A 25,172-nucleotide genomic window follows, 5' to 3' on the forward strand; every position below is an offset into this window, starting at 1 on the left:
AATTTATGAAATTAAGCAACTTCCATTGCTTAAAACATCAATCGCAATTGGCTTAGGGAAACAGGGATCAGAATCGCCTTGAGTCCTATCTTGGACTGTTTCCACTCTTCTTTGCTCCGGAAACATTCTTAGTCCCAGATTTGGAACTGTGTTTTTAGATACCTTTTCGCCTGTATGAGAAGCAGCTTTTGTACTTGATGAAGGCGATACTTTCTGATCATTCTGTTCTAAAGCAGCCGATATCCTTTGCTCTGAGGCCCTTGACGGTGCAACAGGCCCTGTGCTGTCCTGGTTGAGTCCATTTTGAGTCTCTGTAAATAATCCTTGAGCTCTTGGTGCAGCAAGCTTTGCAGCAGATTTAGGTTGCTGGTTTTCCATAGCGTTTATCTTATTTCCTTTTTCCATGGAGCTTGAGCCGGCGTGGCGATTTGCAGTCTGCTCTTCTAATGATTTGGCTCTTTCCCTGAAAAACTGCCCGTGTAACTCACCTACTTGGACTAAAGAGGTAGTATTTTTGTGCGACCTAAATTGGTTCTTATGAACATAGGCACAAACCATATCAAGCAATTCCGTGGGCAGCACAGCTAATTGATTTTCATTTTTATCTTCATGTTGTTCAAAAATCGGAAAAAATAGCTCTTTCTTACGATTTCGATTGACTCGCTCAGATGCAAACACTCTTTCTATAATTTGTTTTTTTAATGCATAGACTTCTGGTAAATATTGAATATCATCCACGGTCAACCCAAAATTTGTAATGCCTGCCAGTGCATCTATATCAAAGAGGTCGAATGGTAAGAATGTCTCGAAAGGTATGTTCCCATAATGCGCTAAGTTAATTGAAAAAGCGAGTTGAAGTTGGCGACGTTCATAATCAATCACTTCAAATTTGGGAAAATCACTACCCTTCGCATAAGGACAAAAAGTAATCAATAAATCACCCAATTTTACTTTTTTTTCTTCAAACTCATTGCCTTCCAATATAACAAAATCTTCTTCTTCGTATAAATATTGGTCTAACTCGGTCCACTTTACTTTTTGTAATAAGCCGATATTAAACTTATGGCCATTAAACACCTCACTGGCATAATGCCTCGTTTCATCATCCGTTTGTTGGGTCTCTCGAGGGTAATCGACTAAAATTGGCGAATACGAGGGATGCCAATTAAAAAAAGCCGGATATGTAGTATAAAGCATATGCCACATTTCAGGACTAATACCAAGCGCTTTGGTAACCTTAAGGCCATCGTTTAACTCAGGATATTTACTAATACATTCGATCAATGACCTGCATTCCTGTTTATAGGCATAAATGTTAATTTCTTTCCGTATTGGAAACCAGCTTGGTTTTTTTTCTTCAGCTTTGTCCGTTCCGTGAAGCATACCCCAAATACGATCCAGAATATCCTTAGCCTCTTTTTTCAGCGGATGTTCTGGAGTGTTCTGAGTAGGTTGCGCTAAGCTCATCTTTTCTTTTAAATTTTGACACGCATTTTGGAAAGGAAATAGTCCTACAATCAGCTCGGCTGGCTTAATCGCTGCTAAAGCAACATCCAGCAAGTCCATTTTTTCCCTTAAACTGTGTTTGGTGGAGATTTCAAGCTGCTGCGCAATTTCTGCTAATATGCATTCTTGTAATTTTCGCTTGCTACCAGACGAGTGTTTTGCAATGCTTTGTGCAAATTGAGCTAATGTCGCACTTAATTCTTCGGCGCTATTTAGGGCATCGACCGGTAATAATTTCGCGCCACAGACATAGGCCCATTCAAAATCAATCCCTTCCAAATTATTTGCAGACAGGTCAACCCCAGCAAAGTTTGCCCCATTTAACTGCATATCTCTTAGTTGTTCATCAGTAAAATGAACACCTTTTAATAAAGCTCTACTTAGATCTGCACCAGCTAAACAAGCCCTATTAAAATTAGCCCCCCGAAGATCCGCATCTCTAAATTGTATGCCTCGTAGATTGAGATAAGAAAAATCCTGACCTGAAAATTGCCCACCACTAAAATTGGATCCAGCAATTAAATTAACGAATTGGAGGGGATGTAGGTGTTTTAAAGTGGCCAATAGATTTGAATAAGCCTGCTCCATGATGCTGCGAATTGTGACCAAGTTATTAAATTGAAGCTCGTTTATTTTGGCATCAATTGCACGAATTTCCTCTGATGCAGTGCTAATCAGTTCCAAATGGTTCCTGGTGGTTTCATCTAATGAAAGTTTCTGCATTGCCTCTTTCAAGTTCGCGGGCAAAACATTGCAATCACGGGTGAGCGTATAGCAAATAGCCTCTTCGGCAGTAAGAGGCTCATTTGCCAGAACTTTGCGCTTTAGCTCTTGATAACGCTGGGTTCGCTGGTAAAACGCTGTAAATTGATGGCCGACCATTCCATCCGCATGGCTTAAGTAATCAATGATAAAATGAGGTCGGGTTATGAGTTCAAATGTGGCATCAACTACTCCAGTTTTTGACTTGGCCACCCCTCGTGCATTAAGCAAATCCTGGGGCGATAATTGAAGCAGAATGTACATCATTATTTCATCAGGAAGCGCAAAGAAGGCATTGCCTTGATTGATATCGTCAACGCCTTCTGCTGCCTCAAGTGAGGTACTCGGTGCGGTCGAAACGACTGAAACCGTCAGTTCATCAACATCATGCAATGGCTCTCCAGATAACTGAAGCAGAATGTGCTGCAAGTGCTCCTGAAGCATGTTCACGTCGACGATAATACTCTGATCATGATAACGTCGCTCTTCATCTCGGTCATTAATATGCGCCGTAACCTCATTTAAATGCTCCTTCAGCATTGGAAGACCTTTAAAAAACTGCGTTAATTCATGTTCAAATGAAGCGCCCAAACCACTGGATTTGCCACTAGCCAGCAATTGCATCGCATGACTGAGCAGCCTCAGATCGGATTCAATACCGTCCCATTCTTGGATTAACTCATTAAGTACGGGTTGTAACTCGAGCACTGCGGTTACGTATTTGTCGGTACTTTGTGTTGTTGCATAAATATCTTCATTTTTGTTTGTGGGGAATGAATAGTGATGGAAGAATTCATTAAACAAATTTAAATGTGCTAACAATCCTTTTGCTTCTTCCTTTGCTTTTTGCTCTGCAAATTGTCGCGCTCGTTCTGCTCTTATCATCGCTATTTGCTCTTGTTGATTCAGTTCGTGTTTGTCGTTCATGGGATACCTATTCAAAATTTAATTGCACAGCCAAAATGCTGCAGTCTGCTAAGTAATTCTCTTCTGTGTTTGAGACTTGCCAACCGTATATAAAATACGGTTGGCTCAACAGGAGTTTAAGTTTAAGAAATCAAACAACTTCCAGAGGTAGTTACATCGACTGCAATCGGCTTATGCGCATTTTTTGCTGATTTTTTTTGCCCTTCATCTACTCTAGAATGCGGTACGCTTTGCTCGCCAGCAGGAAACATTCTTGATCCCTGATTTGACGCAGTTCTTTTGGGTTCGTTTGTCGCATGAAGAGCGGTTGTGCCAACTTGAGCAATGTTCTGTTGTGCGGCAGGAGATACCCTTGGCCCTAAAACCTCTCTTTTGGGAGGTAAAGTAGAACGAGATTCTATGTGCTTGCGAGCAACTCTTTTTCCCGTTTCCGCAAATAAACCATGGCTTTTTGGGGAAGACGATTTGACCAGCCCAGTCTGCTGATTCTGGTTCACAATTTCTTTTTCTTTACCTTTTTCTGAAGTAGAGGATACAACACGCTGAGAGGGTGCTTTCACTTTAGGAATGTGTGACCTGATTTGCGGAAGAGGTATCCTCCCTTGAGGCATTACCGATACGCCTCCAGGCAGGAGTGCGTTCACCTGAGGGACAGATGGTACGACACGCTGAGTAGATCTCTTCGCTTGAGGAGTAGTAGATATGACTCGCCGGGGCTGTGCAGTCATTTGAACACGATTCGTTTTATCTTTAAAAAACTTATCGTGCAATTCATAAACTTCACTAAGAGGCGAATTGTTATTGCGTCGAGTATATGTGTTTGCATAAACATGGGCACAAACCCTATCCACTAACTCCATAGGTAATTCAGCCATCAGACTTTTTTGTCGATTCTCGTTTTGTTCAAAAATCGAATTAAATATAGCTTGCTTAGGATAGCGATTAATTTTTTCAGAAGTAAATATCCGCTCTATTATTTGTTTTTTTAATGCATAAGCCTCTTCGATATAGGGCATATCTTCGACAGAGATATTCCAAGGGGATACAGTTGCAGCAGCATAATTAAGATAAGGATTTAGTGGCATAAATGCCTCGAAGGGAATATGCCTACCGCGTTGTAAGTTAACAGAGAACCCCGGCATTAATTTTTTATGTGCAAAATCAATAACCTCAACCTTTGAAATAACACTTCCCTTACCACCTGGGCAAAAAGTAATAAATAAATCACCCAGTTTTACGCGCACATTTGTACGGTCATTTGCTTCTAAAATAAGAAAATCTTCCTCTTCATATAAATATTGCTGCAAATCCTTTAATTTTATTTGTTGCAATGCTCGAATATTAAACTCAAAACCATCGAACACTTGACTGGCATAACGCTTGCTCGCTCTTGGCTGTTGAGTTTCCAGATTGTACCCCGCCATAATAGGGGTTACTAATCCATGTTTTAGCATAATTGCGGGACATGAAATAAAAAGCATATGCCACATTTCAGCACTAATTCCTAATGCTTGCGTAAGCTTAATACTATTGTCTAATTCAGGGTATTTTAAAATACATTGCTTTAACAATGTGAATTGATCCTTATAAGCATTATGACGAGTTTTTAGCGATGCTCCTGCAAGACTTTCATCTGTTCCATAGAGAATAGCCTCAATACGCTCAAGAATCTCTTTAGCCTCCGTTTGCAGTGGATGGTCAGGAGTATGGGTTTGAGATTCTCCCAAGCTCAATTTATCTTTTAACTCCTGGCAAGCATTTTGAAAGAGAAATAGACCTACAATTTGATCACCGGGTTTTATTATCGATAAAGCAATATCAAGCAAAGTTATTTTTTCCCTTTTACTGTATCGGGTAGAATTTTCAAGCTGGTGCGCAATCTCCATCAGGATGCGTTCATGTAATTTACGTTTGCTTCCAGACGAGTGTGTTGCAATTTTTTGTTCAAATTGGTGTAACGCCGTAATTAGTTTCCAGGGGCTATTTAAGGCATCAGCACGTAAAAATTTAGCATTGCGGATATAGGCCCATTCGAAATCGAGTCCGCTCAAGTCCATTGCCGACAGATCCACATCCTCAAAATTTGTTGTGTTTAATTGCATCCCTCTAAGTTCTGCATCAGTAAAATCTACTCCCTGCAATAGAGCACCGTTGAAATTGGCTCCAGAGAGACAAGCACCTATAAAATGAGCCCCCCTAAGGTCTGCATCGTTAAAGTTAATGCCTCTTAGATTAAGATAAGAAAAATCCAGACCTGATAACTGCAAATTACTGAAATTAGCACCTACAATTAAATTAACAAATTGATGGGGATGCGGTTTTAAAAGAACTAATAAATTATTTAATTTATCTCGCATTAGCTCACTGAGCTCATCCCTGGGTAAGCAAGATTTTTTTTCCAATTTGCGATTAAAAGTACGAATGTTTGCTGAGGTAGTTATAATGAGTTCTAAATGCTTCCTAGTATCCTCATCCAACTCGATTTCCTGCATCGCTTCTTTTAAATTAACAGGCAGTTCATTACAATCACGAGTAAGTGTATAACAAATGGCCTCCTCCGGAGTGAGGAATTTTTGGGCAAGGACTTTACTTTTTAAATCTTGATAGCGTTGGGTTTTCTGATAAAACGCTGTAAATTGATGACCTGTGATTCCGTCCGCTTGACTTAGGAAACCGATGATATAAAGGGGTTGGGTTATCATTTTAAGGGTGTCATCAACTAATGCAGTTTTTGATTTAGCCATTTGCCGTACATTGAGCAGATCCTGTGGAGGAACTTGACTTAAAATGTACATCATCATTTCATTAGGAAGTGCAAAAAAAGGATTGTCTTGATTTATATCCTCATCAGATTCAACAGCCTCCACTGATTGAACTGGTGCAGTAACCAGGGGTTCGCTCTTTTTTTTCTCACTATCATTGAATTGCTTTCCAGATAACTGGAGCAGGATATGTTGCAAATGCTCCTGAATTATCTTGACCTCAACAATAATATTCTTATCCTGATTGCGTCGTTCTACATTTCGATCATTAATATGCGACACTACTTCATTTAAATGGTCTTGCAGCAAAAGGACATATTTAAAAAACTGTACGAAATCGTGTTCGAATGAAGCATCCAAATCACACGATTTTCCAGTGGTACCCAATTGTTCACTCATTGCTTGACCCAGAGGTTTTAAATCGGATTCCCTACTGCTCCATATATTAATTAACTCATTGATTTGATGTTGTAACTCGATAACTGCAGTTAGATATTTAGTCGCACGTTCTGCTGAGGCATAAATATCTTCACTGCTGTCTTTGGGAAATGGATTGCGTTGAAAACATTCATTAAGTGAATTTAAATGACCCAAGAGCCCTGAGGCCTCTTTCTTTGCTTTTTGTTCTGCAAATCGCTGAGCCCGTTCTGCTCTTATCATAGCCATTTGCTCTTGTTGCTTCAGATCGTGCTTATTATTCATGTGAAACCTACTTAAAATTTAATATGGAAACTCAGCAAACGCCGAAGTCTGTTTCGTAAATCGAGAAATAAGTTGGGAATAATCTCTTGCCCCAAGAAATCTTATTCAATTCGCTGTAGATAGTTTTAATTTAAGAAAGTTTATGAATACAAGTTGATCAAGATGTAAACCGGCATACGTACTGCTTTTTCCTTAGAATCTAATTTTTATTATTGGATTGTTTTGAGCACACTGATAACTTAAAAAATCTATCTCAACATAATTCCAGCTTATTGATTTAAGATTGCCTAAGTTGTATCAGTCCTCCGCTCATTCAGATATTTTACTATTTGGAGATTATCTGCATGAATAGCCCATAAATTGACAGCATTATAATCGAGCAATCCTTAAGAAAATATTAAATGCACTCATTGGTTCAAAAGTTTTACTTTCCTGACGTTTTATTATTTATATAGAAAATCATGCTTAGCGCGCTGGTGTAGACGGATTCTCATCCACTAAAAAATATATCTCGATTAAACTTAATCGATTAGGATTATTCTTTTGCAATGGAACCCATTATCCTCATTGGTTGTAAATCCAATGTTCAATACTTATTGGTTTATTTGAGTGCAGCATCTTTCATACAGTTGCCTTTATGCCGGATAATTTAAAAAGCCCCGGCACCAAAGCAAACTCCATACGATTCATTTAATTTTTATATTTCAAAACGACTGGATAAAATTATCCTTTCTTCCCAAAGTTCCTTCCCGTTCTTTATCACCTTGTTTCTGAGTAAATAAGGTTATACCTGTTACAAAAACAGAAATGTGTTCTTGATGTTTTGTGGGAGGCGTCATTTCTTCAAGTTTAAATTCGTATTTTATTGAGCGAACCAAGTCTGCAAGGTATTTATTAGAAATTTCTTTAGTATAAAAAGGTAGACGCTCTTTAAAAAATGCTTGAAGGTCAGGAGCAGTACAACCAAATAGCAAAGGGCTTTTCATTTTAAACAACTTCCGCAGCACTTCGATTTCATAGATATATGCATTGGCTTCCGAATTAGCAATTTTTGCAGCTACATTAAACGCATGACCTGCTTCATGAACAATTGCTCCGATAATATTAATTGTTTTTTGTTCTAAAAAGCTTATCTTTAAGGCAATAGTCTGATTAATTATCCAATCCTTATGATGTTGTCCTAATAATTTGTAGGTGTTTTTATTTACAAAAATCGCAGGATTACCTTGCGCACCTAAAAAATCATGTGGGGGTTTTAAGATATCAATTTGAAGTTGTGGCATAGCAGCGGTGACACCACTATCGAGTCCACTCCCACCTATTTCCCGACATTTTTCTATAAGTAATCTAAGGTGATAACTTGTCAGCATGATATTCTCCTGGTTTGCAGATTAACAGAGTGCATCAAATTGAGATCAAAATGACTAAATAATTACAAAATCATTATTGCGAATAGAAATTTTCCAGTCAATACACTTTTTGATCATTAAGAGTTTATTTAGAATATCTTGTTGGAAATCATGGAAATAGAATTGATTAATATACATAAAACCAAATTTTTGACTTATTGGTAATTAAAAACTACAGATTTATTTTGGATAGACTAGGTTTAAAAAGGTCTCATTTAGATTTAGACACGCTTTAACCCATCCCTTGAGCATAACGATCATATCGTGGGTAGAAACTGGAGAAGGTTATTTTTATGGCAACAAAGAACATAAACTCTAAGTTTGTTTTCATGAAACAATTAACTCATTGCGAATAATGATGTACCCCTCATCTGTTGGACAACATCTTACTGCAGCTAGGGTATCGATTAGGTCATGCAAGGATTTTTTTTCAATTGGCTTGATTAGATAGCCTGCAGCTCCTAGTGCGGCAGATTTTTCTCTGTCTTTACTATAATCTGATCCGGTGCACATTATGACTGGCGTTTTATTGAGCTGTTTATCCGTTTGAATTTGTTTCAAAATTTCGAAACCATCCATCCCCGGCAAGTTGATATCAAGAAATATCAAATCAATCGGATTATTGCGAGCGCACTGGTCATGTAATAGATTAAGTGCATCTGTCCCGCTTTGCGCTATAAATAGATTAAATTTTATACGCGCGCGTTCTAAAATAATTTTAGTGAACTCTAGATCTTCTTTAAGATCATCTACAAATAAAATATTAGCCAAGGTAGTAATAGGTATATTAACTGGGCTCGCTGAGATGTTTTTTACTTTTCTTCGTCTCTTTATTTTTAGAGCACAGGGGAGAGTAAAGGAAAATATGGTTCCTCCCTCAAGTTTGGATTTACACGTTATAGTTCCACCATTTAATTCTAAAATTTTGGAACATATCGCTAACCCTAACCCAGACCCCTTACTTATAAGAGTAGCGCGTTTAAATGGCTGAAAAATGAGCTCATGGTCTTTAGCATCAATACCTAAACCATTATCCGATACGTGAAACTCTACAAATTGTTTTTTGGGGTTTGCCGAAATCGATATTTCGGGAATATTTTCATTATAATAAATGGCATTGCTAATTAAATTTTGCATTAATTGGATCATTTGGGTTCGATTTGCACTTACATGAGGGACCTTTTCGGCAATAATATGCACATTTTTTTCTCGAATGAGGTAGTCAAGGTTTTTTGAAACTTCTTCGATTACCTCATTCATATCACATTCTTCCCTATATTCTTTTTTAAACTGATCAAGTTGCATGTAATTAAAAACGGTATCGATAAGCGTCAACATGCGTTTGCTGGCATTGTAAATATGCTGAAAATAATCAGCGACCCTACCCGAAAAATGAGGTTGTTCTTGGGCAATAACATCCACGAAAGAACTCATAGTTCGTGCAGGTTCTCTTAGATCATGTGCTAACGCACGAGTAAAAATCTCCAGAGTATCTCGTTGTGCTCGGGCATGCGCCTCCCGCTCGCGTATGGTTTCTATATGTTTATTGAGATCAATGTAAAGGTCGGCATTTTTCAGTGCAACCGATGTGGTATCTGCTAGTGCTTGTAAAATATGGAGCTCTTCTGGCGTGGGTAGACGTTTTTTAGCCCAGTAATTACCAATAGCACCTATCGGATCCTCTCTTCGTATAGGGACCATTGCCAAACTCTTAACAAATGTAGGTCGATATGCATCTTGTGGAATTCGCGGATCACAATAGATATCCTCAATGACGGCTAATTCTTGATGCAGCATAACCCAACCACTGATGCAGGTTTCCATTGGAAAACGCTTACCTTTCCATAATGGACCGATCGCATTTTCCTCCACATAGTAACAACAGTTGTCCTCCCTTAGGACAAATGTTGCACCATCTGCTCCCGTAAGTTCGCGGGCAGCATGGCGTACAATTTCGGTGATCGCTTGAATATCATTTGCCTGAGATAAATCCTGTACGACCTTAACCAAATGTTCCATTGCTGAAACATACCAAGTAGAAGATTTAATGTTAGAAGGTAATTTGGCATCCTGCATACAAAAAACTCGCTGAGTGAATTAATTTAAGTATAGCAGGATGCAAATAGGAAAATTGCTCCTATTGAGTAGTCCTTTTATTTAACCATCCACAATCAATTCGGAAAAATTAAACACCTTGACACTGAACCTGGCGCACTGTAGAAATTAAAACAATAAAGGATAGAGTAGGAGAAATTATGGAAGGAAAACTGGAACTCCACCGACAAGAAATAAACAAGGTAATTCAACCAATTTTTACCCGTCTTGATCACTATAAGATGGCGATGTTTAAAATAAGGGAGTTATTAAAAAACTATTTCTTTAATGAAGGACGAACACAAAAACTCACCGAAGTGGCTCAGGGAGAAGAACAAGTTTTTAGTTTCAATATGGTTCGTGCAGGGATGGAACAATGTCTGATTGACGAGCGTTTATTAGTGAGAACTGCAGAAGAAATTATGGGTTCAGCAGAACACCCAAGTCTCGTCGCAGCTTTTGATAAACATGTTTCAGGAAGTGGCTTACCGTTAGAGTTTCACCAACAAGAAGGTACCTATCTGTTTAAACCCGAAAAAAAATATACTCCAGAAGCACAAGCTTTTATGCGTCAATTTGCTTATGCTTTGGGTGCTTACAGAGTAGGCTTGGGAATTGGTGAGATCTATTTTGCTATCTATAGTCATCGAAGCATAAAAACGGAACAACTCCCGAATTACATTGATTCAGCGCACTATTTGAAACAACAACTTAATGAAGACGTCGATTTAATTTCGTTATATAAACAAGTAAAAGCAATACAAAAAGAAATCAAGAGCTTGCTTCGAGCGAATAAAGTGCATGAAGGATTAACTCAATTCGAGAACGATATTAGCTTGCTTAAAAGGAAATTGATTGACCTGTTAGAGTCTGGGGCTGTTCATTTAGAGAATTGCTATAAAGAATTTCCTAACAACCCCATATTATGGATGCTGCATGATCGCAGCTGGCATACCTTACTTAAAACCCTTTCCGGACTGCTCTATGCAGAGCAATATACCTATTCGACTTTATATGGCACATTGGAGATTAAGAAAGAATTTATGGGTCTTATCAAAGCCGAAATCGATCAGTTCGAAACTACTCACAGAGAGCAGATCCCCTTACTTAAAATTGAACTCTTAAGAAACGCTGCAAAGATAATTGCTGAAACAAAAATTGATATACAAGCAAAGCTTGCTGAAAATGGAATCGAGTTGATTGAAGCACCTGCAGTAGGTATGTTTTCTACACCTCTATCGAATAGTATTTATGGATTAATGCTTGCCTATCACCAAAGACAATTAACCGGTATAAATGCAGCAGAGGATGATAAGTTCGATAAGGATGAAGAGTCTGATCAAGGTATTCCATTAAATAGCTTTTCATAAGCATCTTGTCATGACAAAAGGAGACTCTCACGAAGACTCCTTTGATTCTTTTTCGAAAAACGAATCGTTTTAGAATACATTAAACATACAAACGCAAGAGCAATAATAAAAAACTCATCATTGTAGTTCCTAAGATATTGGTTTCATAGAAAATTTTGTTCACCATGAATTTCTTTCAAAAGAGCATTGCTCATCCTTCCTGCTAAATTGGTCAAAATATAATCGTCTATACTATTATTAAATCCAAATGAACTTATTTAGATCATGAGAGAGAAAATTGAGGTTATTTCTAAACAATTATCAGAGCTGGGTATTAAGCATCAAAGCGAATTTCCTCAAAACAATAATCCTGACCTAATGCAACAAGCCGCTTATGTAGATCAGTTAAACCACACATTGTATAGGGCAATCGAAGCAGAATATGCACAATTTAACCCTCAAGCGACAAAAGATGATCAAATTATATTTTTTAAACGAATTCTCGCGATAAAAAATCTTTTAAGAGGTTTACAAGTTGTCCATAATGATTTGGCTAAGAATTTATATGAAAATTCAGCGCTCTATATTCATAATGAACAAGAGGTTGCCTTAAACCCACAATACATTCTTCCTGAATTGAAAGAAAAGGAAACTGCAGAAGTTGTACGCGCCAATTTTTATCAACTTATTGCTAACCTACGTAAAAATAATTCACTAACTAACGAAGAATTCAACTATATAAATTCTCTGTTAATGCAACTTGCCTCGAGACCAGAAGGAATAAAACTGATTGTAAAACTCAATTATTTACTTACAACTAAAGACGCTCAGTTAATACTAACGCGCAGCAATAATTTTGAATGTTCCATGGCCGCAGGAGGACTCGCAGAAACAAGTCCGGAATATGCCAGGAAAAAAATAACCCCTGAGCAAGATTTTAAAACCATTTTTAAAAGAGAGACCGTTCGTGGCCCTGGTACACGAAGGGTAAATATCGGAGTAGATTATCGCTATAACGATAAAGTTTCGTCTTTGAATTTAGAAGTCTATGCCTCCCCCGGAAAGGGGCTAACGGATATTGGCCCAGCATTTATCTTATTGGGTCATGAGCTTATTCATGCCCTGCACAATCTTACTGGCAAAGCGAGACATAATTTTGGACCTTTTTTCCAAGGACCAAAATATAGTGATGATCCCTTACTTCAGACATTATATCCTACCAATTCCATGTACAGTTATGGTCCTTCGGCTGAGGAATATTGGACCATTGAAGGTGGAACTCTTTGTGAAAATTCGCTTCGCAAAGAAAATGGACTCTTTAATAGAACCGGCCATATCAGCACCGAGCCGGGTAGCAGGGCCATTCGAGATCTTTATTACATTGGCTTAGCTCGAAGTTATTCACAATCTGATTTGGAAACCATCGCACGATACGTCACACAGGCCGATACCCTAGACGAGCTTAGCGAAGAAGATCAAGAAATTGAACGGTTTCTGCAACTTGAAAAATTTAATTATATGACTTATTCCTTTGCTAATCTAATTGTCTTATGCAAAATCCCTTCCTACCAACTCAAAAAAATGGGAAGAATCATCGACCAATTGAAAAGCTCAACTAATGGATCGATGGATGATGAAGAGGTCTTACATATTTTATTAATGAACGCACCACCGAAAATAACTCAGTTATTTATTGCCGTTCAGCGTTATGAGGAGCTGGAGAGCGATGCAGAAATTGATGCTCAAACTCTTCATGAGATAGTACCTAATCTTCAAAAAATGAATGAAATGCTACAATCCTTAAACTTGCCGGAGCATTTTTTAAATACTTTTAATCGGATCACTGAAGAAATAGAAACAAAATCGGCTAAGCCTCATTATTCGCTATAGCTTTGCATGTACAATAGCTTAGGATTCGAAGGGGACACAATTGTATCCATACATAGGCAGTTTAAATCACGGTTTTAGTTGGCATAGCGTTTTGAACTACAACGCTTGAATCCAATGGTTCTGGCTGCTTATTTACCCTATTATTATTCATTTCATCTTTAAAATTCTTAATCTTTTCAACTCCCTTTGAAATAATATTATCATCAAAAATTGAAGCCACTTTTAAAAAAAACTCAGATATTTTTCTTAAAACCCTAGGTAGTTTGTGTTTTAGGCTGGAAGCAAAGTGCAAATCCACCTCATCTTGTAATAAATCTTTGTTCTCAATTCTATCAACCAGTACATTACAAAATTTTTTAAGCTGATCTTTTCTCATGATTTTATGGGATGGGTCGACCCTTTGGACTTCTTTATCGAGTAACCACACCAAATTATAAATATCCTTCTTATATAAAATAACCTCACTCAGATGTTGAACTTTTTCTTTTCCTTCTTCTTCAAGTCTGTTATTGACCACCTCTAACAATCGGCTTCGAATTCCATAGGTAAAATTCCCCCCTTTAGGAATCCCAGTAAGCTCACTTAGCACTCGAATTAAGTCCTTTGCTTTAAAATTAAATTGAGCATTTCCTTCAACCAATTCCGCGATATCTTTTGGAATTTTTACATCCCCGAGAACTAAACAACACCCTAACTCTAAGCTCTCATAAATTATTTCTCGATCCGTGCGACTGTACCTTTCTACATCGGCTAAAAGCCCCCTCACCTTCTCCCATTGGCCGCTTTGTGCATACAAGGGCATCAATTGCCGCTGAACTTCAATATTATCTTGAGTTCCAAGATGTTCTAAAGCCGTAATTTTCTGAGGACGACTATGTAGGTGATGAATCCGGTCAAACTCCATTTTAATCTCGGGCGTAACTCTAGGAATAATCGATATTTTTGAGGGAACCATAAGCGCTTTTTCCTTAGGTAACTCCTCAATTGCATCTTGAATTTCCTTGGCTGCTTTATACCAAGTTATTCCATTGGCATGCTTAAACGCTTGGTTTAAAAGCTTAGTAATTTTTTCATATCCAGGGGTGTCTTCGAGGATATTTTTTACATACAAACAATATGCCTCAGGAGAACAATAAGTGTTACGCTGTAAATCATCTATCTCTCGAGCGCGAGTATGGAACATAAATTTCATATAGGGATCTTGCCCAACCACCGCTGAGCCCACAACTCCTATATTTTTTTTCCATACATCAAATGGGATTGATGCGGATTGCTCCCTTCCCCACGTCAAAATGCGAACATTGACCTTATCACTTTGTTCATCATATTCAATATTTCTAATAATAAAAAAATGACCATCCATAAAGCGTTGTATTAGGTTTTTTCTCTGGGGCTCTCCTTCCTCTGGATCAAGAATATATGAAGCAAGGCTTCCGGTACCTGCAAAACCCACCCTATAACCGTCCTGGATGAGTAATTGTAATTGTTTTATTGCTTCTCGATTATGAATAGGAATATTTTGCACATGGTGATAACCTGCTTGTTTCATCCAACGATTGATTTCCTGATGAGTAGTAACACCAAACAACTGTTTGGCCAGCTCAGCACCTTCTGCACTATAGCGAACAATTGAATTTTCCGAAGAGCGTATCCCATTTAAAATGATATGATCTACATCCCGAATCGTATCTTCCTGGCCACTTTTTTTATTTGCAACCGCATCCGTTACTTCAATACGCAATACGCCTTCTTTGCCAGCAAATTCTTTAAGATCACACACCCCTTTAGAGGCAAGTTCCGAGACTATTTTCACGTAATTTAATGGATTAAACAAAGCAATGTTGTGTACAAAAGCATTGACACCGCAGACCTGCTCATCGCGCTGATTGATATAACGGGGATCCAATATCCGAATCATCATTTGCAATGCAAGTAAATTACGGTCAAAATTCTTAAATTTAAGCGGATCTAAATTATTTAAAAAGTTCTCATGGCTATACGCTTCATAATCACATTTAACTGATTGTAATAAGGGAAATTCTGCGCGTATTTGTTTCATTGCTTCTTGTTCGCCTATTAGAAAAGCAAAGGCTTCCAACTGTTTTGCTACGGTGTAGATTTGAGGATTGTTTTTATCATACCAATCGCTTTGCGTTGCCCTAAGATGCTCTTGGAATTTTTCCAATAAAACTTTAGCCAGATTCTTCACGTACGCCGGAGATAAGGGAGCATCCTCTTCGTTTTGACAAATTTGCGTAACATTATCTAAAACAAGTAAATAATCTTGATAAGAAGTGGCTTCTTTTCCATTGATGAATGCATTTAATTGGACTTGCCCGTTCGCATCATAATCTAAAAATTCAGATAGTGAAAATCCCATGTGATCCTCTAATAAAACTGTATTTCTCAATAAGCGAACCCCTGAAATGTCTTCGATATTGAAGAAAATTCATTATTTTTTTCATCAGATTAAAAACACCAGGTTGCTCTATGCTTCACTTATAATCTTATTATAGTTGAACATTTTGGGTTTAAATTGTTTTAATAGGGAGGAACACTACTCGGTTTTATATGCTATATTTATTGGATTTTAAAAAAGAATGCAACACGTGACATGGGTTGCATTCTCTTGAGGTGCAAAATAATAATATAGCGTGTTTTTGTCCAACCGATCCTGGTAAGGAAACTCTTTATCACTTAATAAATGATTCAGCCATGAAGCATTCATATTAAGGGATGAATTATAAAATGTGCAGAGGTCTGTTTCAGTTAAGCGAAAAATTGTACCTATCCAGGGATCAAGCAAAAAATCTTTGGTGATAACCACTGTATGTTCAATATCTTCAATATCATAAATAAATGCGGGAATTTTTTGGTCTCGAAGTAATGCAGCTAAATAGAATGCTTGGTGTTCACAGTTTCCAGCCCTACATCCAGACATGGTATATTTTATGGAGGCTCGCGCATCAAGAAAATTAATCTCCCTATTTTCAAGGTATTGGGACACTTTAAACAAAAAAGATCGGAGCTTGCCTATTTCTTGCACAGCCATAAAACTATTTTCGTTATATTGAGCCATTCGGTAGGTACAAATTTTTGCTGTTAATGGATTAATCACTAGTGCAGAAGTACTCGCAACACACACCCTCATGGTTGCCTCTAGTGCTTTATGTAGGGCAGGATAATATTCATTTGGCGGATCGACCGACTTTTTTTTATCTTTAAAAAAGTTAACCATAACTAAGCCCTCCTTTGAATAATACAGTAGTTCAATTGTAAAAAATTTAAAATAGCTTCCGGTATGAACTTCATAACATCCTGTAATATCTCGACTTTTCCCTAATATTTTCGGCAACAAAACGAGATTTTTTTTACTCAAGAAAATAACTTTTACTGTAACTCACAATGAGTTAATATTAGGCACTATGATTATCCTAACTATTTTCATAGCTTCATTTTGAATACTCGTTTCCTGCTTTAATTGAACAATTCGTTATGAAGTATTCGTAAAACTACTTTTAATAATTTAATAATAAGGACAAATATATCGCGTTTAGAACATAGGCTGTTGTTATCGAAAAATGTAACTTTTTTGTTCAGCCTATCATTTGACATTCGTGTTTTTGAAAACAATGCTGTGAACGGAAGAATGGATGTCCTCGAGAACAAAATAAAATTGAGGATTTTTCTGGCTAACTAAAGAAGAGAGGGATAATGGGCATTTTTAAAGATATGACAGACCGTTATTGTCAAAAAATATTGGAAACCTATCAAACGCAAGCGGATGAAAAAACTTATAAAGGCAAAGAAGCAGAGTTATTGGTTCAAAGGAATGATTTTGCCAAACGTTTAATTAAAAAAATAAAAGAAATAGAAGTTAAGGATAATGATTATCTGGCCTATTTTGATCTGATTTTAAAAGAAATCCACTTACATCGGAAAGAGGTTAAGACTGCAGTCAAAGAATACAATAAAGAAAATAAGACAGAATTCACACTGGATCTTTATGAAAGTCTTTTTCATACCGGCCTCGTCAATTTTATTAATGCCTTACGCAATCTATTTGAAAGCAGCCCTCCTCTCATCACTGAAATTAAAGAGCAAGATAAATCGCTATTTAGCAACGAGAGAGGAGTCCCCTGGGTTTGGCAATTTTCAGCTGTTTTATATGAATATATTCTTGAAAGAGAGTTTGACATGGCGATCAATAAAGCGGATAGAGATATTTTTGATGCAAAAAAACAAATGATCTTTAAGTACATTAAAAGCGTAGATGATCTCTGTTCCCGTGTGAAGGAAGATGATACCAGCTATGCAGAATTAATGAAGGCGTTATTGAAGAGCATGCGGATGGAAGAACAAAAAATACAACGACGCCAAGAGGACAATTCGTCAGGTTATAGTGTCATGTCTTATTTTTATAAAGCCTCTGAAAAAATCGTGGGGAAAAATCAATTAGGACAAAAAATCGAGCTCTTAGTGAGTGAATTTGATGAAAGAGCGGAAAAGGGATTTGTGTGTAAATAAATCCCTTTTCCAGTACTATTAATAACGTGTCCCTGAGTTTTATTCGTTCTTTATATGGTACTGTAGATACTCGTACGCTTTTCGCGCGTACACAAGTGGGGGCGCTTTAGCCGGATCTTGTTCCGCCTCCACGATCATCCAACCCGAATAGTGATGTTTTTTTAGCACTTTAATGATAGAGGCAAAATCAATGCCACCATCACCAGGAACAGTAAATACCCCAGCACGTACAGCATCCATAAAGTTCATATGTTCATTCTTAACTCGGTTAAGAACTTCTGCACGAATATCCTTTAAATGCACATACATTATGCGATCATGATGTTTATGGATTAAATCAAGCGAATCAATATTAGCAAAAGCGGCATGGCCCGTATCAAGCAATAATGAAATCAATTGAGGACTGGTGTTTTCCATTAAATGATCAATTTCATGTTCATAAAAAACACCAGTCCCTGCATGATAGTGATATGCAAGACGCATATTGTGATCCTGAGCAATTCGGCCAATAGCATGCAAACCTTGAATTAGTTTTTCCCATTGTGTCTCACTAAATTCAGGCTTGTGGGGGCTTAAAATAGGCAGCCCAGTTCCTTGAATTGAATGGCCGCACTCGCACACATTGATAAACGAGGCCCCCATAGCCTTCATAAAACTCAAATGCTCCATAAAACGCGATAACGTGTGCTCATACTGCTCTGACTCAGTAAAAAAAGTACTGAACCAGGCGCTTGATAAGTGTAATCCATGCACATCTAATGCTTTTTTTAAAACAGGTACCTCACGCGGATATTTATGACCGAGTTCCGTACCTATATAACCCGAATCCGCCATTTCGCTAATGCATTGTTCAAAACTAATTTCTTTGCCTAACTCATGATCATCATCATTGCACCAATTAATTGGTGCTATTCCCAGTTTAATGTGCATACCTTGGTCCTTAATATTCTCTAACTCTTTTTAATTGTTCCTGCATCCTGTGATGCGCTTTCGACACTTCTTCAGAATTGGATATTTCTGCAACCGCAACACGCCACCAAGTTTGATAACCATTACTCATCGTTTTAGGCAGTATAGGCACTACTATCACTGAAGAATGTTTTTCATTGCGTGCGGCCTGCGTAGCAACTGCTAACTGATCATAAGAATCTACAAAAAAAGCTTTAGCGCCTAGTCCTTCAGCATACTTACAAAAGTCTATGGGTAAATAATCACCCGATAACTTATTGGTGTTAGCCTCTCGATATCGAAACTCATTACCAAAACCTTGGCTACCCTGACTTTCCTGTAAATTTCTAATGCATTGAAAACCATGGTTGTCAAAAATGACAATGGTAATTTTTTTTCCTTCTTGAATGCTCGTCAGCAATTCTGAATGCATCATCACAAAGCTGCCATCGCCCACCAAAACGTATACCTCGCCCGGCGCATTTTCTTTAGCTAATCGCACCCCTAGACCGGCCGCGACTTCGTAACCCATGCAAGAATATGCATATTCCAAATGGTAATCTTTAGCCTTTTTGGATTTCCAAAGTCGATGTAAATCACCGGGTAAACTGCCGGCGGCACAGATTATGACATCCTCTTCAGTCACCATTTCATTTAATAAGCTGAGCACCTTTACTTGTGATAACCCCCCCGCTACAGGATGAGACGAAGTACAGATGCGTTTTAATTCATGCTGCCATTCATTTTGATAATGTTGCACCTGCTGCTGATATTCTTCGGGGGATTGGTACGCTCCTAGTTTTTTTCCTAATTGCTCTAAGCCTATCTTTGCATCCCCTTGCAACATCAAACCATTCATTTTGATTGCATCAAAACGAGAAACATTGAGATGAATAATTCGACACTCTTGGTTTTTAAAAACCCATTTAGACGCAGTAGTAAAATCTTGCAACCGGGAGCCAACCACTAAAATCACATCGGCTTGTGCGGCCAGCGAATTTGCAACTTCAGAACCCGTAACCCCGACTCCCCCCACATTCATGCAATGACTTGCTGGCAAAGCACTTTTCCCTGCTTGAGTTTCAGCAACGGGAATTTTATGATGCGCAGCAAATTGCGATAAGACATTGGTTGCTAAGGAATAATGCACGCCACCTCCGGCAATAATGAAGGGCTTTTGAGCTCTAAGAATAAGCTGAGCCGCTTCTTCAAGCGCACGTTCACTGATCGGTGTTCTATCAATGTGCCAAAAACGTTTTTCGAAAAAAGAAGCGTCATAATCATAAGCTTCAGATTGCACATCTTGCGGTAAACATAAAGTGACTGCCCCTGTTTCGACAGGATCAGTAAGCACTCTCATTGCATTGATAACAGCCGTCATCAATTGCTCTGGGCGAGTAATACGATCCCAATATTTACTCACCGGTTTGAAACAATCATTAACCGATAAAGTATAGTCATGGGACGCTTCAAGTTGTTGTAATACGGGATCCGGTTGTCTGCAACTGAATATGTCTCCGGGCAATAACAATAATGGAATTCGATTAGTTGTTGCAGTAGCCGCTGCAGTAATCATATTGGTCGCACCCGGACCTATTGAAGAGGTGCACGCAAAAATACTTAATCTATTTTTTTGTTTCGCATAAGCCGTCGCGGCATGAGCCATTCCTTGTTCGTTATGTCCCTGGTAATAAATCAAACCATAATTATCGTATTCCAGGGCTTCTCCTAATCCAGTCACATTACCATGCCCAAAAATTCCAAATACCCCAGCAACAAACTGATGTGATTTACCATCCAACACCACATATTGATTTGCCAAAAATCTCAATAATGCCTGTGCCATTGTCAATCTAATCTTCATGAAACCCACCATTAAACATTATTTTTCCAGGCTTGAAGCACCGCCTTACCCTAGCTGCAAAGTCTACTCATAACCTCAGTCGAGGTTTTTTTTCCATACTCTATTATTTGCTTTATGTGTTCGCGTCCATTCATGCTCTTTGATAAAGGTTGGCGTCGTATAAGGATTATCTTTTAAATGACGTATAAACCATAAGGTATAAAGAGCATATCCCGGGGCTGCACAATGAGCATGGGTCTGCCCATTCATAATTCGATAGGTGTCATAATTTTCGATACGTAGCACCTCATTCCCATTTTCACCAAATGCATAACCTTGCGGTTCTGAAAAACGATAATGGTAGATTTCTGGCTGATCGTGATAATGAGAAGGATAACTTGACCAGCGTCCTTGGAAGGTAATAATTTCGCCAACAACCAAATTAGATTCAGGTCTATTGCGCTTATCAAATACAGTTCTTACAATGCGATACGAGCTATCGTCTAATAGGTCTTTTCCTCGATTGTCCAACTCCAAGAGATTGGCCTGATTAAATAATAAAGGAGTAAAAGATGCATCATTCTCTGTTTCAATCAATAGAATTTCACAATCAGTCAATGCTTCAACAGCAGCTATTTGACCGGAAGGGCAATGCAAGACTATAGGTTCTTGAGAAAAATAATCATAGCGGGCTACACGCTGACTTTGATGTGCAAAATAAAACTCGACGCGTCCCGTCATTAATAATGCAGCAAACTCATAATGCTCACTGAAGAAATATTTTTCTCCAGCAGCGAGTTTAAGCGAGCTAAAATTCATATTGTCATTTGATAAACGATCTATAGTAACAATCGGATTGAAGCCTCTAATAAACCCTAGTGGATTTTTAATAAGCACCTGAGGAAGTTTCTTCTTTTGGTGTAATTGCATTAAATGAGTACTGTTCCAGATCTGGGGATGCTCATCAAAATGTTGTATAAAATATTCTAATTCATCTTTATAGGGAATGGCGGGGGCGCAACCATGTCGCGTGACGACTAAAGCACCACTCGCATTTGCAAAAGTAGTAGCAAGCTCCCAGGATTTTCCTCGTAAAAGAGCTGATAAAAGGCCGGCCATAAATCCATCCCCAGCGCCTAGTACGTTAAGTATTTCCACTGGAAACGGTTTAGTGGGTAGATTCTGGCTACTGTGAGCAAAATTAACTTCACACCCTTTTGCACCTAGTTTAATCACTACAGGCGCTTGGGTTAACTCTCTTATTTTCCTTAAGGCGCTCTTAACCTCATCGCATCCCCCAGCAATACAAATTTCTTCTTCAGTACCCACAATTAAATCACACAGAGGCAGAATTCGTTGGTAGGTTTGACTCACGTTTTGGCTTTGGAGATATCGCGTTTCTCCATCGCCCAATGCGGTTAATCCCCAAAGAACCGGACGATAATCCAAGTCCAGAACTACTGCAGTTTCGGCGTGTCGGGCACGTTGCGTCACTTCTTCCGTAGTTTGCAGCATATCTTTTGTGGATAATCCCGTGCCCGTAATTAAAATGGCTTTTGCCTGCTGCAATACATTTTGGTTTATTTGGTGCGACTTAATTTGCATATCCGCACAATCAGTGCGATAAAACATCAATGGAAATTCATCAGGCGGCTTAATTCCAAGCAAAACAAGACCCGTCAAATGATGAGCCGTCTCTTGCAATAGATTCGTGTTAACGCCCTCACTTTCAAGTTCATTTTTTAAAAAACGGCCCATTTCATCTTGGCCAATACACGAAAACATCATGCAGTTTAGACCCAGACGAGCCGCTCCTACAGCGATATTTCCCGCGCAACCGCCTAAGTATTTTTTAAAACTCTGGACCTCACTGAGTGCAACTCCAATTTGCTCGGCATAAAGATCAACAGCCACCCGTCCCATACAAATTAAATCTACAGGTCGGGTTGCATCAAAATAGAATGATGGATGTATCATGCCGGCCTCAACTCAAAAAAACAGGTAATTTAGTTACGAGCGATTGTTTCGCTGCTTGAGCTATGCGTAAAGCATAAAGCCCATCCCTTCCTGGCACTGGACTGGGTTGATTATCTCGCCACGCATCATAAAATGAACTTAACTCTGCTTTAAACGCCTGATGATAGCGCTCTAGGAAAAAATATTCTGGATTCGCTTGTTCTGTAAATGTATTAGTAAAATGCATCACTGAATGTTTCAATTGATTATTTGCCAGCAACATTCCTTCTTTCCCGAAAACTTCAATCCGCTGATCATAACCATACACAGCCTGGCGACTGTTATCGATTACTCCTAAAGCCCCACTGGCAAAACGCATTTGAATGATTGCTGTATCCACATCATCCAATGCCTCAAAATCAGGATTAATAAGTACTGCTCCTGTTGCATACACCTCAACCACTTCGGATTGGGTTAGAAAACGGGCCATATCAAAATCATGAATGGTCATATCCATAAACATACCGCCGGAAGTAGCGCAATATTCCTTAGATGGACAAGCAGGATCCCTGGAGGTAATTTTAATTAGATGAATCGCTCCAATGTCACCGGCCTCTACCTGTTTTTGTAAATGGGCAAAACTAGGATCAAAACGTCGATTAAACCCCAGCTGTAATAAAGTATTATTTGCTTGTACGGTTTGTAAGGCGTCTAAAATTTCTTCTTCATTCAACCCAATTGGTTTTTCACAAAATATCGCTTTGCCTGCTTCACTTGCTGCTTTAATCTGCTCCACATGTAAATTTGAAGGTGAGGCAATCAAAATCGCATCCAAATTAGGATGAAACAATACTTGCTCAAAATGAGCGTATTGGCCCGCAATAGATAATTTATCGGCCCACGCTTTATTCAAAAATGGATCGGCGATGGCTTGTAATTCAAATTGGGGTAAATAATTTTTGATATTTTCTGCATGGAGTTTACCGATTCGTCCCGCACCAATGATTCCTATACGACATTTTCGTTGCTGATTTTCATTATCCATTTTTAATCTCTCACTAATTCCAATTCATTTGTTTTTATTTCCGATATAGGCCTTCCAATGTCTCTGATTTTTTTACCTGCTCGCAAATTTTTTTCTATTTTTTCTAAAGACACTCCTGTTGTTTCAGGTACAAAATGATAAATAAAGAAAAAGGCTACTAAGCATAATGAACCGAATAAAGCAAAAGTAAGCATTTCTCCTAAATTTTGATAAATCGTCAAAAAGGATATAGACACTACAAAGTTAGCGCCCCACTGCACCACAGTCGCAATGCTCATCGCAAGACCCCGGACGGATAAAGGATAGATTTCGGAGATTAACACCCAAAATAAAGATCCAACACTAATGCAGTAACCTATTACATAGGCAGAGAAAGCGCCCAATATCCAGAATTTTTGGCCCGGTAATGGTGTATTAAATAATAAACAAACCACAAAAAGACTCAATGTAGCGATCATCGTCCCGCTTAATAATAAGAAACGCCGACCTAATTTATCAATATAAAATAAAGTGAGTAACGTAAATAAAAAATTAACAGCCCCCATACAAAAAGTTGCCAGAATAGCATTAGTCACCGGATAAAAACCTGCCGATTCAAAGATCACCGGCCCGTAATACATTACGGCATTAATTCCTGAAAACTGTTGAAAAACTCCTAAAGCAACGCCCACAGCAAGTACAAAAATAATGGGCGCTTTAAATAATAAATTATTCGTCGAGTGACTTTGTTTTAAATTACTCTGTATTTCATCGATTTCTTTTTGAATGTCATAACCTGAAGGGCGGATTCTTTTTAAGAGCTGTAACGTTTTGTTCACTCCCTGTTTCTTCATAATCCACCGCGGGGAATGGGGGACAAAATACATCCCAATAAACAAAATCAAAGCGGGGATACTCCCCATACCAAATAACAACCGCCAACTGTTTGTAGAATAATCATGAAGCAAATAACCGATTAAATAGGCTATAGCTTGACCAAAGGTAATCGTTAAACCATTCATCAGCACTAAAGCCCCTCTTTTATTTGGAGGAGCAATTTCTGCGATAAACAACGGAGCAATATAAGAAGCAATTCCGATACAGATACCAATGATGAATCGACCTGCTAATAATACGATGAAGTCATCGGAGAGAGCACAAAGAACAGTCCCCAAAATAAAGCCTATTGCCACTGTTTTGAGTAAGAAACGCCGACTGAGTCTGTCAGCAAAGAAACCACTTAAAGGAATACCAAGAACACAACCCAGGATGCTGATGCTTACTATTTGAGACCATTGCCACTCAGATAGAGATAATTGGCCAATAACTTGATCTTTAACATCCGCTATAACACTCGAATCAAATCCAAATAAAAACCCTCCAAATCCTGCAATGAGGGCTATAAAAAAAATGAATGAATTGACTCCTTCCTTCATGGATCACTTTCCTTAGCTTATCCTTAATCGTTGCAGA

The 25,172-nt window shown here is 38.3% G+C and carries 14 protein-coding genes; 3 read left to right on the forward strand and 11 right to left on the reverse strand.

Annotation, left to right across the window (positions count from 1 at the left end; genetic code table 11):
* Nucleotides 1–3: 3 nt before the first annotated feature.
* From ACWTE2_RS23000 to ACWTE2_RS23015, 4 genes are all read right to left on the reverse strand, one after another.
* Nucleotides 4–3,195 (reverse strand): pentapeptide repeat-containing protein, encoded by a 3,192-nt coding sequence (locus ACWTE2_RS23000; protein WP_454784555.1) that lies wholly within the window; start codon nt 3,193–3,195, stop codon nt 4–6.
* Nucleotides 3,196–3,317: 122 nt separating this feature from the next.
* Complete coding sequence (locus tag ACWTE2_RS23005; protein WP_454784556.1) at nt 3,318–6,659, reverse strand: pentapeptide repeat-containing protein; 3,342 nt, start codon at nt 6,657–6,659, stop codon at nt 3,318–3,320.
* Between the two features lie 704 nt (nt 6,660–7,363).
* Nucleotides 7,364–8,029, reverse strand: coding sequence for a hypothetical protein (locus ACWTE2_RS23010; RefSeq protein WP_454784557.1), 666 nt, complete (start codon nt 8,027–8,029; stop codon nt 7,364–7,366).
* Nucleotides 8,030–8,395: 366 nt separating this feature from the next.
* Nucleotides 8,396–10,144: an ATP-binding protein gene (locus tag ACWTE2_RS23015; protein WP_454784558.1), complete on the reverse strand. Its 1,749-nt coding sequence runs from the start codon at nt 10,142–10,144 to the stop codon at nt 8,396–8,398.
* 179 nt (nt 10,145–10,323) lie between these two features.
* Between ACWTE2_RS23015 and ACWTE2_RS23020 the strand changes: the two genes are divergently transcribed.
* Nucleotides 10,324–11,532, forward strand: a complete 1,209-nt coding sequence (locus tag ACWTE2_RS23020; RefSeq protein WP_454784559.1) for a hypothetical protein — start codon at nt 10,324–10,326, stop codon at nt 11,530–11,532.
* Nucleotides 11,533–11,796: 264 nt separating this feature from the next.
* On the forward strand, nt 11,797–13,401 hold the full coding sequence (locus ACWTE2_RS23025) for a type III secretion system effector protein (RefSeq protein ID WP_454784560.1): 1,605 nt from the start codon (nt 11,797–11,799) through the stop codon (nt 13,399–13,401).
* Nucleotides 13,402–13,462: 61 nt separating this feature from the next.
* On the opposite strand, the gene ACWTE2_RS23030 is transcribed toward ACWTE2_RS23025, so the two are convergent.
* Nucleotides 13,463–15,781 carry a hypothetical protein gene (locus ACWTE2_RS23030; protein ID WP_454784561.1) on the reverse strand — a complete coding sequence of 773 codons (2,319 nt, stop codon included), beginning with the start codon at nt 15,779–15,781 and terminating at the stop codon, nt 13,463–13,465.
* 210 nt (nt 15,782–15,991) lie between these two features.
* A complete protein-coding gene (locus tag ACWTE2_RS23035) occupies nt 15,992–16,639 on the reverse strand; it encodes a hypothetical protein (protein WP_454784562.1) in 648 nt (215 codons plus the stop codon).
* Between the two features lie 476 nt (nt 16,640–17,115).
* Between ACWTE2_RS23035 and ACWTE2_RS23040 the strand changes: the two genes are divergently transcribed.
* The gene (locus tag ACWTE2_RS23040) at nt 17,116–17,928 is read left to right on the forward strand and encodes a hypothetical protein (RefSeq protein ID WP_454784563.1); all 813 of its coding nucleotides are present in this window, start codon (nt 17,116–17,118) and stop codon (nt 17,926–17,928) included.
* Between the two features lie 39 nt (nt 17,929–17,967).
* Here the strand turns inward: ACWTE2_RS23040 and iolE are convergent, their stop codons facing one another.
* The 5 genes from iolE to ACWTE2_RS23065 all read right to left on the reverse strand — a co-directional run bounded on the left by iolE (nt 17,968) and on the right by ACWTE2_RS23065 (nt 25,135).
* On the reverse strand, nt 17,968–18,858 hold the full coding sequence (gene iolE, locus ACWTE2_RS23045; protein WP_454784564.1) for a myo-inosose-2 dehydratase: 891 nt from the start codon (nt 18,856–18,858) through the stop codon (nt 17,968–17,970).
* A 10-nt stretch (nt 18,859–18,868) separates the two neighbouring features.
* The gene (iolD, locus tag ACWTE2_RS23050) at nt 18,869–20,740 is read right to left on the reverse strand and encodes a 3D-(3,5/4)-trihydroxycyclohexane-1,2-dione acylhydrolase (decyclizing) (RefSeq protein WP_454784565.1); all 1,872 of its coding nucleotides are present in this window, start codon (nt 20,738–20,740) and stop codon (nt 18,869–18,871) included.
* A gap of 75 nt (nt 20,741–20,815) precedes the next feature.
* Nucleotides 20,816–22,696: a 5-dehydro-2-deoxygluconokinase gene (gene iolC, locus ACWTE2_RS23055; protein ID WP_454784566.1), complete on the reverse strand. Its 1,881-nt coding sequence runs from the start codon at nt 22,694–22,696 to the stop codon at nt 20,816–20,818.
* A gap of 7 nt (nt 22,697–22,703) precedes the next feature.
* Entirely contained in the window at nt 22,704–23,720 is a 1,017-nt protein-coding gene (iolG, locus tag ACWTE2_RS23060) for an inositol 2-dehydrogenase (RefSeq protein ID WP_454784567.1), read from the reverse strand.
* A 2-nt stretch (nt 23,721–23,722) separates the two neighbouring features.
* A complete protein-coding gene (locus ACWTE2_RS23065) occupies nt 23,723–25,135 on the reverse strand; it encodes a sugar porter family MFS transporter (protein WP_454784568.1) in 1,413 nt (470 codons plus the stop codon).
* Between the last annotated feature and the right edge of the window lie 37 nt (nt 25,136–25,172).

This window comes from Legionella nigrisilvae (assembly GCF_977063395.2).

Excerpts from the sequence above, each read along its gene's own strand:
- ACWTE2_RS23015 (WP_454784558.1), bottom strand. The coding sequence starts at position 10,144 with ATGCAGGATGCCAAATTACCTTCTAACATTAAATCTTCTACTTGGTAT.
- ACWTE2_RS23005 (WP_454784556.1), bottom strand. The coding sequence starts at position 6,659 with ATGAATAATAAGCACGATCTGAAGCAACAAGAGCAAATGGCTATGATA.
- iolE (WP_454784564.1), bottom strand. The coding sequence starts at position 18,858 with ATGCACATTAAACTGGGAATAGCACCAATTAATTGGTGCAATGATGAT.
- ACWTE2_RS23065 (WP_454784568.1), bottom strand. The coding sequence starts at position 25,135 with ATGAAGGAAGGAGTCAATTCATTCATTTTTTTTATAGCCCTCATTGCA.
- iolC (WP_454784566.1), bottom strand. The coding sequence starts at position 22,696 with ATGATACATCCATCATTCTATTTTGATGCAACCCGACCTGTAGATTTA.
- iolG (WP_454784567.1), bottom strand. The coding sequence starts at position 23,720 with ATGGATAATGAAAATCAGCAACGAAAATGTCGTATAGGAATCATTGGT.
- ACWTE2_RS23035 (WP_454784562.1), bottom strand. The coding sequence starts at position 16,639 with ATGGTTAACTTTTTTAAAGATAAAAAAAAGTCGGTCGATCCGCCAAAT.
- ACWTE2_RS23030 (WP_454784561.1), bottom strand. The coding sequence starts at position 15,781 with ATGGGATTTTCACTATCTGAATTTTTAGATTATGATGCGAACGGGCAA.
- iolD (WP_454784565.1), bottom strand. The coding sequence starts at position 20,740 with ATGAAGATTAGATTGACAATGGCACAGGCATTATTGAGATTTTTGGCA.
- ACWTE2_RS23010 (WP_454784557.1), bottom strand. The coding sequence starts at position 8,029 with ATGCTGACAAGTTATCACCTTAGATTACTTATAGAAAAATGTCGGGAA.
- ACWTE2_RS23025 (WP_454784560.1), top strand. The coding sequence starts at position 11,797 with ATGAGAGAGAAAATTGAGGTTATTTCTAAACAATTATCAGAGCTGGGT.
- ACWTE2_RS23040 (WP_454784563.1), top strand. The coding sequence starts at position 17,116 with ATGGGCATTTTTAAAGATATGACAGACCGTTATTGTCAAAAAATATTG.
- ACWTE2_RS23020 (WP_454784559.1), top strand. The coding sequence starts at position 10,324 with ATGGAAGGAAAACTGGAACTCCACCGACAAGAAATAAACAAGGTAATT.
- ACWTE2_RS23000 (WP_454784555.1), bottom strand. The coding sequence starts at position 3,195 with ATGAACGACAAACACGAACTGAATCAACAAGAGCAAATAGCGATGATA.